The following is an 18,528-nucleotide window of genomic DNA, read 5'->3' as shown; positions in this document are numbered from 1 at the left end:
GTCGGCCACCAGGCGCCGCCGCCCGCGCCCGAGGTCGCGCCGGCCGCGGGCCCCGCGACCGGTGACGTACCGCCGGCCCCGGAACTCGACCCGGGCGAGCGCCGGCGGCTGCTGGACGGCGCCCACCACGACCCGCACGGGCTGCTCGGCGTCCGCCGCGTGGCGGACGGCCTGGCCTTCCGGGCGCTGCGGCCGTACGCGCGCAGCGTGGCCGTCGTCACCGGCGACGGGACGCGGACGGTGCTGAACCACGAGGGCGACGGGCTGTTCAGCGGGGTGCTCCCGCTGACGGAGGTCCCCGAGTACCGGCTGGCCGTCGCCTACGACGGCGAAGAGCGCGAGGTACACGACCCGTACCGCTTCCTGCCCGCGCTCGGCGAGTTCGACCTGCACCTCATCCACGAGGGGCGGCACGAGCAGCTGTGGCGGGCGCTGGGCGCCGAGCCGATGACCCACGAGGGCGTCACCGGCACCCGGTTCACCGTGTGGGCCCCCAACGCCCGCGGGGTGCGGGTGGTCGGCGACTTCACCTACTGGGACGGCACCGCCTTCCCGATGCGCTCGCTGGGCTCCTCCGGCGTGTGGGAGCTGTTCCTGCCCGAGGTCGGCGAGGGCCAGCGCTACAAGTTCGAGGTCTGCGGCGCGGACGGCGGACGGCGGCTCAAGGCCGACCCGATGGCCCGCCGTACCGAGGAGCCGCCGGCCACCGCCTCCGTGGTCACCGCGTCCCACCACGAGTGGCAGGACTCCGACTGGATGGCCTCGCGCGGCAGCCTGCCGGTGCACGAGGCGCCCTTCTCCGTGTACGAGGTGCACCTCGCCTCCTGGCGGCCGGGGCTGTCCTACCGCGAACTGGCCGAGCAGCTGCCGGCCTATGTGCGCGATCTGGGCTTCACGCACGTGGAGCTGATGCCGGTCGCCGAGCACCCCTTCGGCGGCTCGTGGGGCTACCAGGTCACCTCGTACTACGCCCCGACCGCTCGCATGGGCACCCCGGACGACTTCAGGTACCTGGTGGACGCGCTGCACCGGGCGGGCATCGGCGTCATCATGGACTGGGTGCCGGCCCACTTCCCCAAGGACGACTGGGCGCTGGCGGACTTCGACGGCACCAACCTCTACGAGCACCCCTGGCGCGGCGAGCATCCCGACTGGGGGACGCTGGAGTTCGACTTCGGCCGCACCGAGGTCCGCAACTTCCTGGTGGCCAACGCGGTGTACTGGTGCGAGGAGTTCCACATCGACGGGCTGCGGGTGGACGCGGTCGCCTCGATGCTCTACCTCGACTACTCCCGCGAGGACGGCCAGTGGGCGCCGAACGCCTACGGCGGCCGCGAGGACCTGGACGCCGTCGCCTTCCTCCAGGAGATGAACGCGACCGTCTACCGGCGCTGCCCCGGTGTGGTCACCATCGCGGAGGAGTCCACCGCCTGGGACGGCGTCACACGTCCCACCCACCACGTCGGCCCGGCCGGCTTCGGCGGGCTCGGCTTCGGCCTGAAGTGGAACATGGGCTGGATGCACGACTCGCTGGAGTACATCCAGCACGAGCCGGTGCACCGCAGGTACCACCACAACGAGATGACCTTCTCGATGGTGTACGCCTACAGCGAGAACTACGTCCTGCCGATCTCGCACGACGAGGTCGTCCACGGCAAGCGCGCGCTGGTGGCCAAGATGCCCGGCGACTGGTGGCAGCAGCGCGCCACCCACCGCGCCTACCTCGGCTTCATGTGGGCCCACCCGGGCAAGCAACTGCTCTTCATGGGACAGGAGTTCGCCCAGGGCGCCGAATGGTCCCACGACCACGGGCCGGACTGGTGGCTGCTCGACGAGACCTACTCCGCGGCGGGCGACCACCGCGGCGTACGGGACCTCGTCCGGGACCTCAACACCCTGTACCGGGCCACACCGCCGCTGTGGCAGCGCGACACCACCCCGGACGGCTTCGCCTGGCTCGACGGCGGCGCCGCCGAGGACAACGTCTTCTCCTTCGTCCGCCTGGACGCCGGCGGGAACCCGCTGGTCGCGGTCAGCAACTTCTCGCCGGTCGTCCGGCACGGCTACCGGATCGGCGTGCCGGACGGGGTGGAGGCACTGCGGGAGGTGCTGAACACCGACGCCGCCGCGTACGGCGGGAGCGACGTCACCAACGCCGAGCCGCTGAAGTCCGAGCCGGTCGCCTGGAACGGCCGCCGCCAGAGCGTGCAGTTCACGCTGCCCCCGCTGGCCACGGTCTGGCTGCGCCCCGCCTGACCGGACGGCACGACGACGCGATGGCGCCCGCCCGCACCACGACAGGTGCGGGCGGGCGCCGCCCGCGCGAGCAAGGGGCCCGGCGGGAGCGGGAGTTCGGCCGGACGCCTACTGGGCGGCCACCCCCCTGCGCGCCCATACTGAGGTGACTGCGGGATTCGGCGAGTACCGGGGGGCCGCTGCCGATGGTGAACGAACGGGAGTTGCTGCCGGACCTGTTCTGGGGCGCGGACCGGGCGTCGCTTCGGGGCCAGTTGCAGACCGTACGGCTGTCGCGCCGCCAGCTCGGCCTGCTCACGGTGGCCTCCGTCTTCAGCTCGTTCGACGCGACCGCGGGCCGCCTGCACTGGGCCTCGTGGCTCGCGGCCGTCATGTTCGCGTTCGCCGCGTGGACGACCTGGGTGATCCACCGCCACAACCCGCAGGGCCTCTGGTACGAGGGCCGGGCGCTGGCCGAGTCCATGAAGACGCTCGCCTGGAAGTACTCGGTACGGGCCGACCCCTTCACGCCACCCGGCGACGAACGCGACCCGGACGCCCTGTACCGGCTGCAGCTCGGCGACGTCCTGCACACCTTCCGCCGCAGCAGGGCGCTGCCCCCGCACGTCGACTCGGGCATCACCCCGGCGATGCGGCGGCTGCGCGACGCACCGCTGCGCGTGCGGCACGACGTGTACCTGCGGGAGCGCATCCGGGTGCAGCACGAGTGGTACACGGTCAAGGCGGCCCGCTGCGAGGTGAACGGGCGCCGGGCGGGACGCCTGGCGATGACGTTCCCGCTGCTCGGCATCCTGTTCCTGGTCCTGCGGGCGGGCGGCTGGTCCCCCTTCGACACCCTGGGCTTCGTGTCGGCCATCACGGCCTCGGTCGCTGCCTGGGCGCAGCTGCGCCAGTACAGTCCGCTGGCCGCGGCGTACCGGGTGGCGGCGGACGAGCTGGAGCTGATCCGGGTGCAGCTGGCGTCGCTGGACCTGGACGATCCGCACGCCGAGCACCTGTGGTCCCAGCTGACCCGCGACGCCGAGGACGCGGTGTCCCGGGAGCACACCACCTGGCAGGCGAGGCGCGAGATGCGGGTGTGAGGGACGGACCGGAGGACACACGAGAGGGGGCCGCTCGGAGTGCGTGTGGTGCGGGCGAGGGACGGTCGGGAACTGGCGGTGGAGACCCGGGGCGATCCGCGGGGCAGACCCGTGTTCCTGCTGCACGGCACACCCGGTAGCCGCCTCGGCCCGGTGCCGCGCAGTGCGGTGCTGTACCGGCTGGGGGTGCGGCTGATCTCCTTCGACCGGCCCGGCTACGGCGGTTCCGAGCGGCTGCCGGGCCGGCGGGTCGCGGACGCCGCCGCCGACGTCGCGGCGATCGCGGACGCCATGGGCCTGGACGCCTTCGCGGTCGTCGGCCGCTCGGGCGGCGGTCCGCACTCGCTGGCCTGCGCCGCGCTGCTGCCGGACCGGGTGAGGCGGGTGGCGGTGCTGGTGGGGCTCGCGCCGCGGGACGCGCGGGGGCTCGCCTGGCACGCGGGGATGACCCGGTCCAACGTCCGTGACCACACCACCGCCGACGCGGCGCACCGGCGGCTCGCCGCCCGGCTGGAACTGCGCTCCCGCACCATCCGCGACGATCCGGCCAGCCTGCTCGCCCTGCTCCGCGAGGAGATGCCGCTGCCGGACCAGCTGGTGATCGCGGACGCGGGCCTGCGCACGATGCTGCTGCGCACCTACGCGGAGGCGCTGCGCACCTCGGCCGACGGCTGGATCGACGACACGATGGCGTTCAACCGCAGCTGGGGGTTCGGCCTGGACCGCATCGCGGTGCCGGTGCTGCTGTGGCACGGCGAGGACGACGTGTTCTCGCCGGTGGCGCACTCCCGCTGGCTGGCCGAGCACATCCGCGGCGCGACCATGGTGGTGCAGCCGGGGGCCGCGCACTTCGCGGCCCTGTCGGTGCTGCCCCGCGTGCTGGCCTGGGCGGCCGCCGGGGACGGCCGGGAACGGTCCGTGCCGGCCTGACCGCCGCTCACACCGGCTGCGGCTCCAGGTCCCGGTTGACGCGGTACCACTCGCGGGCGGCCCGGCTGAGGGGGTGCTCCTCGCCGAGCAGCCGTACGCACTCCGGGAGCACCCGGCCGCGGATCGCCTGCGCCCGTGCGTGCCGGCCGGACTGCCGCAGGGCGTAGGCCAGGTTGATCTCGCAGGCCAGGGCGTCCGGGTGCTCGGGTCCGTAGCGCTCGGTGATGCCGCGCAGGGCGGTCTCCAGGAGGGTCACGGCCCGCTCGCTGTCGCCGAGTTCGCCCGTGGCGTTGCCCAGGTTGATCATGCAGTTGAGGGTGTACGGGTGGCGGGGTCCGACGGCCCGCTCCAGCCGCGCCAGGGTGTCGTTGCCGACCGCCACGGCCTCCTCGGCGTTGCCGCTGCCGCGCAGGTAGATGGCGAGGTTGTTGCGGCAGGCCAGGGTGAACGGGTGGTCGTCGCCGAGCATCCGGCGGTAGGAGGCGAGGGCGTCGGCGGCCAGGTCGCGGGCCTTCTCCTTGTCGCCGGCGGCCGAGTAGTCGGCGGCGAGGTTGAGCGCGCAGGCGAGCGTGTCGGGCACGTCGGGCCCGTACCGCTCCAGGTAGCGGTCGTAGGTCACCTGGGTGAGCCGCATCGCCTCGGCGGCCCGGCCCGCCTTGCGCAGCGAGACCGCGAGACTCTTGGCGTTGCGGAGCGTCTCGGGCACGTCGGGGTTGAGGACGTCCTGGAAGACGTCCATCACCTCTTCGAGCATCGCCACGGATCCGGTGTAGTCGCCGACCTCCCGCAGATCGCGGGCGAGATTGGCCTTGGTGGACAGGGTGTACGGGTGGCGGTCCCCGAGCATCGGGGTACGCCGGTCCACGGTCTCCTGGTCCAGGCGGCGGGCGAGTTCGGAGTCCCCGGTGAGCCGGTAGTCGATGGCGAGGTTGTTGGCCGCGACGAGGGAGCGCGGGTGCTGTTCGCCGAATATGTCCTTGAATCCGGCGTAGATCTCCTCGTCGCGTTCCCTGGCCTCCTGGAAGAGGCCCAGTGCCCGCAGGTCCGCGGCGAGGCTGCCGCCGGTGATCAGCGTGTGCGGGTGGCCGGCGGGCAGCAGTGAGGTCTGCCGGGCCAGGGTGTCCTCGTCGTACCGCCGGGCCTCCGGGTACTTGCCCTGCGAGCGGAGCACGTTGGCGAGCTCGAACTGCAGGTTGAGGGTCTGCAGGTCGTCCTCTCCGAGGGACTGCTTCCACACGCCGAGCAGTTGCTCGGCCAGCAGCCGCGCCTGCTCCAGCTCGCCGCTCTTCCACAGGTAGCGGACGCGGTTGACCAGCAGCTGGCGCGGCTTCTCCTCACGGCACTCCTCGGCCTGCGACGGGGCGAGGTGCGGCCAGATCAGCTCGAACCCGGGCCAGTTCGCCGGGTCGTTGATGGCGTCCTCCGGCGGCCGGGCCTCGGCGAGGATGCGGTGCACCTCGTGCATCGTCTCCTGCCGGTCGTCCTCGGTCATCTCCGCGCGCACGGCGGCCTGCACCAGCCGGTGCACCTGGATGCTGCTGTCGGCCGGGTCCACCTTGGCCAGGGCGAAGCGGTTCAGCGCCTGGATGACCTTGCCGAGCATGTAGCGGTCGCGCAGCTCGCGGTCGTGGGGCAGCAGCGCCTGGATCATGGAGTCGCTCTCGATCAGGGTCATCGAGATCGGCTCGGCCGCGAAGAACGCGCACAGCTCCAGCAGCCGGACGGCGGCCTTGGACTGGTTGCGCAACCGGCTGATGGAGATGCTCCAGGTCGCGCCGACCTCCCGCGGGTAGCCGGCGGCGGTGGTGACCGACAGGGCCTTGGTGGTCTGCTCCTTGAGCTGGTGCACATAGACGTCGACGGGGGTGGCGGTCTCGGCGAGCCACGCGGCGGCTACCTCGACGGCCAGCGGCAGGTCACCGACCGCCTCGGCCACCTGCCCGGCGTCCTCCCGGCTCATGCCGCCGACCCGGCGGCGCAGGTGCTCCACGCTCTCCGAGCGGTTGAAGACCTCGATCTCCAGCGGCTCGGTCGGTCCCGTCGGCGGCTTGTTCCGTGCGGTGACCACGATGTGGCCGCGCCCACCGGGGAAGAAGCGGCGTACCCGCTCGGGGTCCTCGACGTTGTCGAAGACCAGCAGCCAGCGCGCGAAGCGGGTGCCGGCGGCCAGTTCCTCGCGGGCCGCCTCGGCGGCCTCGGACACGCTGTCGCCGACGCGCAGTTCCAGACGGCGGGCGAGTTCGGCGAGGGAGGGCGCGATCCGGTCCTCCTGCTCCGCCTCGATCCACCACACCAGGTCGTAGTCGGCCTTGAAACGGTGCGCGTACTCCAGCGCCACCTGCGTCTTGCCGACGCCGCCGAGGCCGTGGAGGGTCTGCGGGAAGGGCTGGACGGAGGGGTTGCCGCCGCCCAGGCGGTCGCGCAGCCGGTCCAGGACGGTGGAGCGACCGGTGAAGAAGGTGTTGCGGGGCCGCAGGTTGGACACCTTGGGGTCGCCGACGGGGTAGCGCGGGCCGCCGGCCATGGCGGTCGGGTTGAGGTCCGCCTCGTCCCGGCCGAGGGCGCGCAGCAGGGTGGTGGCGGCCGCGGAGTGGTCGAGCCGCACCAGGCTGACCGGGCTCCGCTGGGCCAGCGGCGGGCCGGGGCGTACGTCGCCGACCCGGATCGGCATCAGTTGGTGCTGCAGGCCCGAGGGGTCGGTGCCCGCGCTCGACTCCCACACCCGCATGGCCCGCCGGGACCGCAGGTAGGCGGCGGACAGCACGACGAGGGTCCGGGACGAGGCTCCGGCCACGGCGGGCTGATCCGCGGGGGCGGTGTGCGTCTCCACGTCCCAGGGGACGACCCGGAAGCCGGCCCGGGTCAGGATCCACTCGATCCAGTCCGCCCACATGCGGTCCTCGGGCACGTACGCCAGCACCAGCCCGGACGGCGGGACGGGCCTGCGGCGGGTGAACTCCGCCGCCCAGCGCAGCCGTTCGGACTCCGCGATCGGGGGCAGCGAGGTCACCGAGCCGCCGGAGACCACGGAGGTGAGGCGCTCGCAGGCCGACAGCATCGAACTGGACAGGCCCGGGGCGTCCCCGAAGGTCGCCAGGATCTCCTCGTAGGCGTAGAAGGGGCGGTACGGGATCTCCACCGACCCCCAGTAGGAGACGCGTTCGTCGTCGTCCATCCCGGCCGGCAGCCCCTCGAACCGGGCGCGGGCCAGGGCCCGTCCGGCGTCCGCCTTCTCCTTCTCCCCGTCGTCGATGCGCATCGGCACGGGGAAGATGCGGATTCCGCGGCCGTTGTAGCGCTCCTCGATGTCGCGGGCGACGGCGGAGGCGCCGTAGATGCTCTGGTCGCTGAGGGTGAAGCAGACCACCAGCTCGTCGGGCATGTGGACGGTGCAGATGTCGGCGATGTCGCTGAGGCCGGTGCGGCTGTCGATGAGGACGTAGTCGTAGTGGCGGCGCATGTCCGCACGCATGGCGTCCAGGAACTGGCCGCCGCCGAAGCGGTCGTAGAAGACGTCCCAGTCGATGCCAGTGAGCGCGGTGGAGTAGTTGCGGTCCTGCCGGCCGGCGGACAGGTAGTCCAGGCTGCCGCCGTCGGGGAAGGCCCAGTTGAGGGAGATGGCGTGCGGGCGGACCCGAGCGAACTGGCGGTGCCAGTCGGGCGGCCGCGGCACGTCGCGCAGCGCCTCCTCCCGGTACTCGGTGATCAGGTCGATCATGCCGGTGGTGGCCGCGAGCGCGGAGGAGTCGAGGAAGGGGTGGAAGAAGCGGAAGAGGCCGGGGGCTTCCAGGTCCCAGTCCACCGTCAGCACCCGGTGGCCGTTCGCGGCGAGGATCCAGGCGGTGTTCGCCAGGGCCATGGTCCGCCCGGTGCCGCCCTTGTACGAGTAGAACGTGATCACACGTCCGTTACGGCTCTCGGTCATCCTGGCCCTCCGGCTTGTCGGGTTCAGTGGTGCCGCGGTCGTCGTGCAGGCCGTGCGGGGAGGAGCGGTCGGATCCGTACGCCCCGGCGGACGGACCCCGGAGCCTGGGGCGGGAGCTGTGCGGGCCCCGGGGCGGGAAGGCCGGGGCGTGGGCGGCGTAGTGCTTGGCCGCGCGTCCCACGGCCCTGGGCACGTCGTCGCTGAAGACCTCGAGGCTCGGGATGTTGTTGCGCACGAACCGCCCGCCCGTACCGTCCGTGCGGCTGGGGTCGAGGGCGTCGTCGGCGAGGCGGCGCAGGTTCTCCTCGTGGCCGTTGGACTCCGGGTCGGCACGGTTCCAGGGCACCAGGACGCTGACCCAGGGGCGGTGCTCGCTGCCGAAGCGGCTGAGCATCTCGCGCCGTTCGGCCGACTCCAGGGCCCAGCGGTCGAGCAGCAGCAGCCCGGGGGCGGTGGGGGTGGGGTCCAGCAGTCGGTCCAGCTCCTCCTCGAAGACCCCCACGCTGACGCGGTAGTCGAGGTTGCGCGCCAGGTCGGCGGCATGGTCGGCCAGCGGCCGGCTGCTCTGCGGGCGGTAGGGGTTCCAGTCGCGCGGCGAGGGCCCGTAGCAGGTGGGGCTGCGGCCCGCGGGCAGCTCCTCGGTGTCGCAGCAGGCGAGCACCGTCACGCGCAGCGGCCGGCTGGCACCCGGGGGGCCGAAGGCGCTGGGGACGTGGTGGTAGTCGAGGTGGCGCCCTTTGGCGATCTTGGTGTCCTCCACGACCTGCACGATGCGCTGGGCGAGGCGGTAGACGGCCCGCTCGTACTCGTGCTTGAGGTAGCTGAGCTTGATCAGCCCGTAGAAACCCTCGGCGGCGTAGTCCTCGCCGAAGTCCGCGTGGTTGAACTGCAGCCCCTCGGCCGGGCCCGGCATGTCGTTCGCCGCGACCGGCACCCACAGCGCGGGCACGATGCCGGATATCTGGCGGTCGTGCAGGGACCGGTGGTAGACGGCGCGCTGCGAGAAGGCGTACCACTCCTTGCCGCACTGCTGACTGCGGAAGTAGCGGGGCGAATAGAGCGGGACGAACACCCGGCAGTGCGCGAGCGCCTCGGCGAGAGATTCGGGCCAGCCCTCGCCGACGTTCATCCCCCGGTCCATGAAGCCCGCCCGCACCCCGGCGGGCAGCGTCGTCATCTGCAGGATGTGCGCGCACAGGTCGTTGTAGAGCTTGGCGACCCACAGGTCGGGGTCGGGGTCCGAGGGGTCGTTCCTGGGGGTGTGCGCATAACTGAGGAAGAAATAGGGCTTGTCCGAGGCGTCTCCCTGCCCCACGGGTAATGCCATGCGCCATCTCCCCCGCCCGACCTACACGACCCCGCTCCACCCCTCGTGAGGGAATCTCAGTGTAGGAACCGCCGATTCTCCGGCGGAATAGCGCATGACCTTCATTTTTGCGCGGATCAGGTCAACGGTCGTTGTTCACCAGCCACTTGGCGATGACATCCACCGCGTCGGCGATCGGCACCAGATGGCAGGAGGCGTCGCCGACCGGGCCGTCCAGCACCGCGCACCCGTTCGCGACCACCGGGACCATCCCCGGGAAGTGCCGGTCGTCGATGTCGGGCGCCTCGAAGTGCACCCATTCCCTGCCGCCGTCCTCCGTGCGCACCAGGGCCTGGTACGGGCGGTCCGGCGGCGGGACGGCCCGGTAGTCGGCCAGGTGGTAGGCGGTGCAGACCCACAGGTCCACGCCGATCAGCAGGGCGCGGGCCCGCAGGTCGTAGAGCCGGGCGGTGGGCGAGTCCTCACCGAGGTGGCTCTCCAGCGCGTGGGCCTCGGTGACGAAGCTCGCGGCCGGGCCGAAGGCGGTGAAGGAGGTGTGCGGGTGCGCACTGCGCAGTGCGCCCGGGAGCAGCCGCACCTCCTCCGCGAGCCGCCCCACGCTGGGCGACACGGGGGTGGTCAGCGGGTCGAAGGGGGGCATCGACTCGCGGTACGCGGCCAGATCCGCCTCGTCCATGCCCTCCGTGCGCTGCCGGTCCACACGGGAGGTGACTGAGTTCTCCGGCGTCGCCGCGTACGCGACCAGGGTGCCGTGGTCGCCCAGCACCGCCCGCAGGGCCGCGACCACGGTGCGGCCGCCGCCCTCGACCGGGCCGAGCGCCTTCAGTGAGCCCTGGACGAGCAGCACCTCCCCCGGTTCGACGCCCAGCGCGCGCAGATCCCGGGTCAGGCTTTTCAGCGTGTGCACCTCAGACCCCGTTCAGTTCGGAGAGCCAGGGGGCGACGGTGCGGGCCATCCCGTCGGCGAACCGCTTGCCGAGCGGGGTGAGCGATCCGCTGCCGGCCAGCCGGTCGACCGCCTCCGCCGTCTCGCGGGTCCACCGGGCGAACGGCGCCGCCGCCCCCGGGACGTCCCGGCGGGCCAGCGCGCGCCAGTACTCGGCGACGGCGACATGGGCGTACGTCCCCTGCAGCAGCCCTTCCAGCGGGCGCGGATCGGGGCGCCACGGGGCGTGGAAGAGGCGGGTGTCCTCCGGATCGTACAGGTCCATCAGGTCCAGTACGGCACCGAGCTTCACATGCTGGAACTCGTGGGCGACCAGCAGGGCCAGGGTGTCCGGCGACGCGGGCCGCGCGATGCCGACCGCGCCGAACGCCTGCCGGGCGGCCCCGCTGACGTCGCTGCCGTCGCCCGGCGGGACCAGCGGGGTGACGGTGCCGAGCCCGGCGGCCAGGCCCGGTGCGTAGCGGGGCAGTTCACGGCCGATGAAGTCCCAGGCGGCGACCAGGTCCTCGTGCCAGGCCTTCACCTCGGCCTCGCCCTGCCGGGGCACCGGGGGCCACTGGTGGGCGTCGCGGTAGCGGTCGGTGTCCTCCAGCGCCACGCTCCAGCCGGCCGGGCCGACCCGCCGTACGGGGTGCCACCGCGCGTCCCCCGGGCCGTGCACGTCGATCCGTACGGTGCCGCCCGCGGCGCCCACGGAGAAACCGTCGGCGGTGGCGGTGACCTCGGCGTCCTCGCCGTCGGGGGCGCCGACCAGAACGCGGCCGAGGCCCGGCAGCCGGACCGCGCCGTCGTGCACGGGCACCCGCACCGTCGCCCCGTACCGGCCCGCGGCCCGCACCACGGCGGCGGCCGCGAACTCGGCGAGCCCCGCCACGTCCGCCCCGTGGTCGCCGCCCGTCTCCAGGCAGTGCCGGGCCCACGTCCGTACGTAGGGGTGGCCGAGCACCTCGTCCAGGGCTTCCGGCGCGGCCTCGTCGACCTCGGCGAGCACCCGCCAGACCGCGGCGGTCCTGCCGTCGCGGGGAGCGCGCTCCCAGACGGCCGTGAGCAGCCCCCGGGTGAGCTCCAGCTGCTCGGCGGCGAGCGCGGCGACGGTCGCGGCGTCGCCGTAGCCGGCGGCCAGCTGGTCGATCCAATCCTCCGTCAGGGGGGACTGGGGCTGCTGCCCCGACGCGGTGCTCACCGGGTTCTCCCGTTCCGTCTCCTCGGCCTCGCGGATGCCGAGGATCAACTCCATCAGGTCACCGCAGTACACGGACGGATTCGCGAATCCCGTCCCGGTGCGGTAGCGGTGCGCGTACAGTCCCCCGCCGCAGACGTCGACGACCGGGCAGCGGCGGCACTCGTCGCACAGCCCCTCCTTGCCCTGCCGCCGCGCCGCGATGCCGGGGTGGGCGGCGACCTCGTCCAGGGAGTGGGCGAACACGTCCATCCCGGTGGCCGGTGCGCCGTCGTAGGCGGTCTTGAGCGAGTCCGCCTGCTCGAAGCCGCCGTCGGTCTCGATGACGACGAGGTCGACCGGATCGGTGCCGATCGACTCGACGAGGCTGCTCCCGCCGCGCAGCATCCGGCGCACGGAGTCGAAGACCCGCACCGGGACCGGGCGTCCCTCGGCCGTCCAGCGGCCGTGGACGGCCATCAGCCACTGCGCGTAGGGCGCCGGGGTGCCGCCGGGACGCGCGGGCGGGACGTCGTGGGTGGCGTGCGGCAGCAGGAAGTCGATGCGGGGCGGTTCGAGCGCCATCAGGGCCTCGTACACCGCCAGTGGGTCGTTCTCGATGTCGATCGTGCAGAGCAGCCCGCCGAAGAGATGGCGGTAGCGCGGCTCGCGGAGCAGCCCGATCGACGCCACCACGCGGTCGTAGCTGCCCCGCCCGTCGGCGAACCGCCGGTGGCGGTCGTTCTCGGCCCGGCCGCCGTCGAGAGAGACGCCGACCGAGATGCCGAACTCGTCGAAGACGTCGCAGAACCGCTCGTCCAGGAGCACGGCGTTGGTCTGGATGCCGAGCTCGAGGGCGCACACTCCGTCGAGCGCCCCGCGTAAGGCGGCGGCGGCCCGGCGGATCCGTGCCGGCCCGGCCAGGAGGGGTTCTCCCCCGTGGAACACCACCTGGACGGCCGGGATACGGTGCGCCGAGGCGTGCTCGGCGATCCGTGCCGCCACGCGTTCGACGACCTCGTCCGGCGTGGCGCGGATCCGCGCCTTCCAGCTGGTGTCGGCGTGCTCGTAGACGTAGCAGTGGTCGCAGGCCAGGTCGCACCGGCTGTGCAACTTCAGTACGAACTGCGACAACGCCCTGGTCGGCGCCGGTGTCTCCATGGCTGCGGCCCGGACCCCCGAGTCGGTCGGGCCTACTTGCTGCTGAACGACTGGAAGGCCGCGACCGGGACGTTCCCGGCGGAGGCGGAGGCGGGCATCACGCGGCTGAGGGTCGGCGAGGCGTGCGAGCTGCCGCGGGAGGCGAGCTCCGCCAGCGGGATCCTCCGCCGCGTCTGCGAGCGCCCGGCCAGGACGTCGTTCTCGGCCATCACGGTGGGGGTGGCAGTCATAGCGGGGACCTCGTTCACTCGGGGTGCGTTGGCGCGCGCACACCATTTGTCCGGAATGCGGCAAATATCTCATCCCGGACACAGAAAGGCGACGCACACGCATAACGAGCGAGCCGTGACAAGTGCACGTTTTCGTCAAGTCCAGCAGGCACGCGTACTCCCCACCCCCCATGGCCGGGCCGTGTGATTATCTCCCTTATGCAGAGCGGTAGTTGAGAAGTTTCCCGATTCGAGACCAAGTTTCTGGAGCGGAACGAGCGCCGCTCGGCACCCGCCCCCCCGTCACGGCATCCGGCGCGTCGTCGCGCGGGCCGCGCGCCCAGCGCACGAGCCCTGTGCGCCCGCTCCCTCACCGGCTCCCGCGCGCCCGGCCCACTCTGGCGGAAATTCGCGCCGCACCATGGGCCGACCGGGTGAACCCCGCACAAAGACGGGTCCCGCCGGGCGGAGGGGGGATCCGCCCGGCGGGACCGCTCTGGGGATGGCGGCAGGTCAGGCCGTCTTCACCGGCTCCTTGCCGGTGTCCGTCGGCTCGGCCGGCGCGGCCGGCTCGGGGGCCGTGCCGTGGCCGTCGTCGACGAGCGTGGTCTCGTCGAAGGGCAGCTCGCCGGCGAACACCCGCCGGGCCTGCTCACGGTCGAACTCCTTGGTCCACGTGCCGATCAGCACCGTGGCGACCGCGTTGCCCGCGAAGTTGGTGACGGCGCGCGCCTCGCTCATGAAGCGGTCGATGCCGACGATCAGGCCGACACCGTCGACCAGGGCCGGCTTGTGCGACTGCAGCGCGCCGGCGAGGGTCGCCAGGCCCGCGCCGGTGACGCCGGCGGCGCCCTTGGAGGCGACCATCATGAACAGCAGCAGGGTGATCTGCTGGCCGAGGGAGAGCGGCTGGCCCATCGAGTCGGCGATGAACAGCGAGGCCATGGTCAGGTAGATCATGGTGCCGTCGAGGTTGAAGGAGTAGCCGGTCGGCACGGTGATGCCGACGACCGGACGGCTGACGCCCAGGTGCTCCATCTTGGCGATCAGGCGGGGCAGCGCCGACTCCGAGGAGGAGGTGGAGACGATCAGCAGGAACTCCCGGCCGAGGTACTTCAGCAGCTGGAAGAGGTTGACCCCGGCGAAGAAGCGGAGCATCAGGCCGAGCACGACCACGACGAAGATCAGGCAGGTGACGTAGAAGCCGAACATGATCGTGGCGAGCGCCTTGAGGGCGTCCACGCCCGCCGAGCCGACGACCGCCGCGATCGCGCCGAAGGCACCGATCGGGGCCGCCCACATGATCATGGACAGCACGCGGAAGACCAGCTTCTGGATGTGGCCGACACCGCGCAGGATCGGCTCGCCCGCCGACCCCATGGCCTGCAGGCCGAAACCGACCAGCAGCGCGACCAGGAGGGTCTGCAGCACCTGGCCCTCGGTGAAGGCGGAGACCAGGGTGACCGGGATGATGCTCAGCAGGAAGTCCGGCAGGGTCTCGGCCGGGGCGTCCTTGGCCTGCGCCTGGCCCACGTCCTTGAGCGCGTCGGTCAGCTGCAGCCCCTCGCCGGGCTGGAGGATGTTGCCGACCACCAGGCCGATGGCCAGGGCGACGAACGACATCACCACGAAGTAGCCGAGGGCGAGGCCGCCGACCCGGCCGACCTTGGCGGCCTGGCGGACCGAGCCCACGCCGAGCACGATCGTGCAGAAGATGATCGGCGAGATCATCATCTTGATCAGGTTGACGAACCCGGTGCCTATGGGCTTCAGCTCGACGGCCGCGTCGGGCGCGACCATGCCGAGCACGGCGCCGGCGATCGCGGCGACGAGCACCGCGATGTACAGGAAATGGGTGCGGTCCCTGCGACCTTGGGTACGGCTCTGTACCGGCACTGACACCTTCGTCTCCTCGGTCCACCCGGACGCCGTCCCGGGACGTCCGCGATTGGATAGGTCCCGGTGACTATGCGCCCGTGCAGTGAGCCAGGTCACGTTTGCGTTCATTGTGTTCGCGGGACCTGTGCACACTGGTGGGCATGCCGCTCCCGACCCGCCTCCGCCACCCCCGGCCGCGCCGCCGTGCGCGCAGCCTGGCGGGCCAGTTGTTCGCGATGCAGGTGGTCATCGTGGCCATGGTGGTCGCGGGCATCGCGGTGCTCGTCTACGTCAACGCCGCCGAGCGCGCGGAGGACGCCGCGGAGGACCGGGTCACGGCCGCCGCGCGGGCGGTGGCCGACGCCCCCTCGGTCGCGGCGGCGATCCGCGGCGAGGACCCCACCGCCGCGCTCCAGCCGTACGCGGAGCAGGTCCGGCGGGACACCGGCGTCTCCTTCATCACGATCATGAGCCCGGACGGCATCCGCTGGACGCACCCCGACACCCGGCAGATAGGCCTCCCCTTCCTCGGGCACATAGAGGGCGCCCAGCGCGGCGGCACCTTCACGGAGACGTACACCGGCACGCTGGGCGCGTCCGTACGCGTGGTCACCCCCGTCCTCGACGACGGCCGGATCGTCGGCCTGGTCAGCGTCGGCATCACGCTCGAGGCCATCACCGACCAGGTGCGGGACCAACTGGCGGCGCTCATCGGCATCGCCGCGGCGGCCCTGGCGGTCGGGGGCCTGGGCACCTACCTCGCCAACGCCCGGCTGCGCCGCCACACGCACGGCATGGCCGCGGACGAGCTGAGCCGCATGTACGACTACCACCAGGCGACCCTGCACGCGGTGCGCGAGGGCCTGATCCTGCTGGACGCCGACCGCAGGGTCGCTCTCTGCAACGACGCCGCCCGCGAACTGCTGGGCCTGCCCGGGGACGTGGTGGGCTCCTACGTCGCCGACCTCGGACTGCCCGCCTCGCTGACCGGCGCGCTGCTGGCGGCCGAGCCGCGGGTGGACGAGGTGCACCTGACCGCGGAGCGGGTGGTGGTGGTCAACACCTCGCCGGTGCGCGGCGGGGAGCGCCGGGGCACCGTGGTGACCCTGCGCGACCACACCGACCTGCAGTCCCTCACCGGCGAGCTGGACTCCGTGCGCGGCTTCGCCGAGGCGCTGCGCTCACAGGCGCACGAGGCCTCCAACCGGCTGCACGCGGTCGTCTCGCTCATCGAACTGGGCCGCACCCAGGAGGCGGTGGACTTCGCCACCGCCGAACTGCAACTGGCCCAGGCCCTGACCGACCGTGTGGTGGCGGCGGTGGCGGAACCGGTACTGGCCGCGCTGCTGCTGGGCAAGGCGGCCGAGGCGAACGAGCGCGGCGTGGAGCTGACGGTCACCGAGGACAGCCGCATCGACGACGGGGTGCTGCCCGCCTCGCTCACCTCCCGGGACCTCGTCACCCTCCTGGGCAACCTGGTCGACAACGCCCTGGACGCCGCCATCGAGGGCGCCGCGCAGACGACGGCGCGCCCGCACGTCGAGGTCACCGCCCGCACCGACGACGGTGAGCTGCTGCTGAGGGTCACCGACAGCGGGCGCGGGGTGGACCCGGCGGTGGTGCGCGAGGTCTTCCTGCGCGGCTGGACGACCAAGAGCCACGGGCACGGCCTCGGGCTCGCGCTCGTCGAGCAGACCGCCCGTCGCGCGGGCGGCACGGTGGACCTGGACCGGGCGGTGGGCGGCGGCGCATCCTTCACCGTACGGTTGCCGCTGCGCGGGGAGGTGCGGACATGATCAAGGTGCTGGTCGTCGAGGACGACCCGGTGGCGGCGGACGCCCACCGGCTGTATGTGGACCGGCTGCCGGGGTTCACGGTGGCCGCGGTGGCCCACTCCGGCGGCGCGGCGCTGCGCGCCCTCGAACGCCACCAGGTGGACCTGATCCTGCTCGACCTCAACCTGCCCGACGGTCACGGGCTGCAGGTGGTGCGCACCCTGCGGGCGGCCGGGCACACCGCCGACGTGGTGGCGGTGACCTCGGCCCGCGATCTCGGCGTGGTGCGGCAGGCCGTCTCGGTCGGGGTGGTGCAGTACCTGCTGAAGCCCTTCACCTTCCCCACCCTGCGCGACCGGCTGGAGCGCTGGGCGCGCTACCGCGACGAGCTCGCCGGCGGCGAGGCCTCGGGGCAGGACGAGGTGGACCGCGCGCTGGCGGCGCTGCGCAGCCCGGAGGGCTCCGTGCTCCCCAAGGGCCTCAGCGGCCCCACCCTGGAGGCGGTGACCACGGCGCTGCGGGAGGCGGCGGAGGGCCTGTCGGCGAACGGGGCGGCCCAGGCCGTCGGCGTCTCACGGATCACCGCCCGCCGCTACCTGGAGCACCTGGTGGAGACCGGCCGCGCGGTCCGCGCCCCGCAGTACGGCCAGGTCGGCAGGCCCGAACTCACCTACCGCTGGGCCCCGCAGCGCCGTCCGTGAGCCGCAGGGCCGGACGGGGATGACGTCCCGTCAGAAGACCGACTCCGCCTCCTGCATGCGGTCCTCGGGCACCCGCTTGAGCACCATCACCGCGTCGGCGAGCGGCACCAGGTCCACCGCGGTGCCGCGCAGCGCCGTCATGCAGCCGAAGGCTCCCTTGTGCGCGGCCTCCACAGCGTGCCAGCCGAAGCGGGTGGCCAGCACCCGGTCGTACGCGGTGGGGACGCCGCCGCGCTGGACGTGGCCGAGGATGACGGGGCGCGCCTCCTTGCCCATGCGCTGCTCGAGTTCCGCGGCGAGCCGGGCGCCGATCCCGGCGAAGCGCTCGTGGCCGTAGGCGTCGATCTCGCCGTGGGCGTACGGCATGGTGCCCTCGGCGGGGTGGGCGCCCTCGGCGACGCAGACCACGGCGAACTTCTTGCCGCGGGCGAAGCGCTCCTCGACCATCGCGACGAGGTCGGCGGGGTCGAAGGGGCGTTCCGGCAGGCAGATGCCGTGGGCGCCGCCGGCCATGCCGGACTCCAGGGCGATCCACCCGGCGTGCCGGCCCATGACCTCGACGACCATGACGCGCTGGTGTGACTCGGCGGTGGTCTTGAGGCGGTCGATGGCCTCGGTGGCGACGGTGACGGCGGTGTCGAAGCCGAAGGTGCGGTCGGTGGCGGAGATGTCGTTGTCGATGGTCTTGGGGACGCCGACCACCGGCATTCCGGCCTCGGCGAGCAGCCGGGCCGCGGTGAGCGTGCCCTCGCCGCCGATGGGGATGAGGACGTCCAGGCCGTAGCCGGAGCAAATGGTGCGCCAGTTGTCGGCGGCCTCGTGGAGACGTGCGCGTTCCAGCCGGGAGGAGCCCAGGATGGTGCCGCCCCGGGCGAGGATGCCGCTGACGGAATTGAGGTCGAGCGGACGGTAGCGGCCCTCCAGCAGGCCCTTGAAGCCGTCCTCGAAGCCGATGACCTCGTCGCCGTGGTAGGTCAGCGCGCGGTGGGTCACCGAGCGGATGACGGCGTTGAGCCCGGGGCAGTCGCCGCCGGCGGTGAGGACTCCGATGCGCATGGCGCTCCACGCTCCCTCCGGTCGCGTGTACGGTCGCCTTTTCGCATCGTAGGTCCGCACCGCACCCGCCGCGCGCCATACGCACACCGAACGGTAATGTCAACAGATGTCCGCCACCCGACT

12 protein-coding genes are annotated in these 18,528 nt (G+C 72.8%); 5 read left to right on the top strand and 7 right to left on the bottom strand.

Annotated features, from left to right (window positions below; translation table 11 throughout):
* From glgB to PV342_RS27795, 3 genes are all read left to right on the top strand, one after another.
* On the top strand, positions 1–2,256 hold a 2,256-nt coding region (gene glgB, locus PV342_RS27805; RefSeq protein WP_500319052.1), incomplete at its 5' end, for a 1,4-alpha-glucan branching enzyme.
* A 185-nt stretch (positions 2,257–2,441) separates the two neighbouring features.
* A complete protein-coding gene (locus tag PV342_RS27800) occupies positions 2,442–3,338 on the top strand; it encodes a DUF4231 domain-containing protein (protein WP_400802230.1) in 897 nt (298 codons plus the stop codon).
* A gap of 48 nt (positions 3,339–3,386) precedes the next feature.
* Entirely contained in the window at positions 3,387–4,268 is an 882-nt protein-coding gene (locus PV342_RS27795) for an alpha/beta fold hydrolase (RefSeq protein ID WP_386995191.1), read from the top strand.
* Positions 4,269–4,275: 7 nt separating this feature from the next.
* Here the strand turns inward: PV342_RS27795 and fxsT are convergent, their stop codons facing one another.
* The 6 genes from fxsT to PV342_RS27765 form a co-directional block, all read right to left on the bottom strand.
* Positions 4,276–8,193, bottom strand: a complete 3,918-nt coding sequence (gene fxsT / locus PV342_RS27790) for an FxSxx-COOH system tetratricopeptide repeat protein (RefSeq protein ID WP_400802228.1) — start codon at positions 8,191–8,193, stop codon at positions 4,276–4,278.
* A complete protein-coding gene (locus PV342_RS27785) occupies positions 8,177–9,520 on the bottom strand; it encodes a TIR-like protein FxsC (RefSeq protein WP_051102251.1) in 1,344 nt (447 codons plus the stop codon). The genes fxsT and PV342_RS27785 overlap by 17 nt, the downstream gene beginning before the upstream one ends.
* Positions 9,521–9,641: 121 nt before the next feature.
* Positions 9,642–10,427: an AAC(3) family N-acetyltransferase gene (locus tag PV342_RS27780; protein WP_500319050.1), complete on the bottom strand. Its 786-nt coding sequence runs from the start codon at positions 10,425–10,427 to the stop codon at positions 9,642–9,644.
* 1 nt (position 10,428) lies between these two features.
* Positions 10,429–12,786, bottom strand: a complete 2,358-nt coding sequence (locus PV342_RS27775) for an FxsB family cyclophane-forming radical SAM/SPASM peptide maturase (protein WP_400802223.1) — start codon at positions 12,784–12,786, stop codon at positions 10,429–10,431.
* Between the two features lie 32 nt (positions 12,787–12,818).
* Complete coding sequence (locus PV342_RS27770) at positions 12,819–13,016, bottom strand: hypothetical protein (protein WP_400802221.1); 198 nt, start codon at positions 13,014–13,016, stop codon at positions 12,819–12,821.
* Positions 13,017–13,508: 492 nt separating this feature from the next.
* Positions 13,509–14,891 carry a cation:dicarboxylate symporter family transporter gene (locus tag PV342_RS27765; RefSeq protein WP_392609128.1) on the bottom strand — a complete coding sequence of 461 codons (1,383 nt, stop codon included), beginning with the start codon at positions 14,889–14,891 and terminating at the stop codon, positions 13,509–13,511.
* Between the two features lie 143 nt (positions 14,892–15,034).
* Between PV342_RS27765 and PV342_RS27760 the strand changes: the two genes are divergently transcribed.
* Positions 15,035–16,669 (top strand): sensor histidine kinase, encoded by a 1,635-nt coding sequence (locus tag PV342_RS27760; RefSeq protein WP_386995103.1) that lies wholly within the window; start codon positions 15,035–15,037, stop codon positions 16,667–16,669.
* Positions 16,666–17,349 carry a response regulator gene (locus PV342_RS27755; protein ID WP_018563476.1) on the top strand — a complete coding sequence of 228 codons (684 nt, stop codon included), beginning with the start codon at positions 16,666–16,668 and terminating at the stop codon, positions 17,347–17,349. Before PV342_RS27760 ends, PV342_RS27755 begins: the two co-directional genes overlap by 4 nt.
* Positions 17,350–17,379: 30 nt before the next feature.
* Here the strand turns inward: PV342_RS27755 and PV342_RS27750 are convergent, their stop codons facing one another.
* Entirely contained in the window at positions 17,380–18,405 is a 1,026-nt protein-coding gene (locus tag PV342_RS27750; protein WP_018563477.1) for an ATP-dependent 6-phosphofructokinase, read from the bottom strand.
* Positions 18,406–18,528: the final 123 nt, after the last annotated feature.

The organism is Streptomyces sp. PA03-3a, from assembly GCF_033792735.1.
In the GTDB taxonomy this organism is placed as follows: Bacteria; Actinomycetota; Actinomycetes; order Streptomycetales; family Streptomycetaceae; genus Actinacidiphila.
This window is presented reverse-complemented; position numbering and strand designations above follow the sequence as displayed.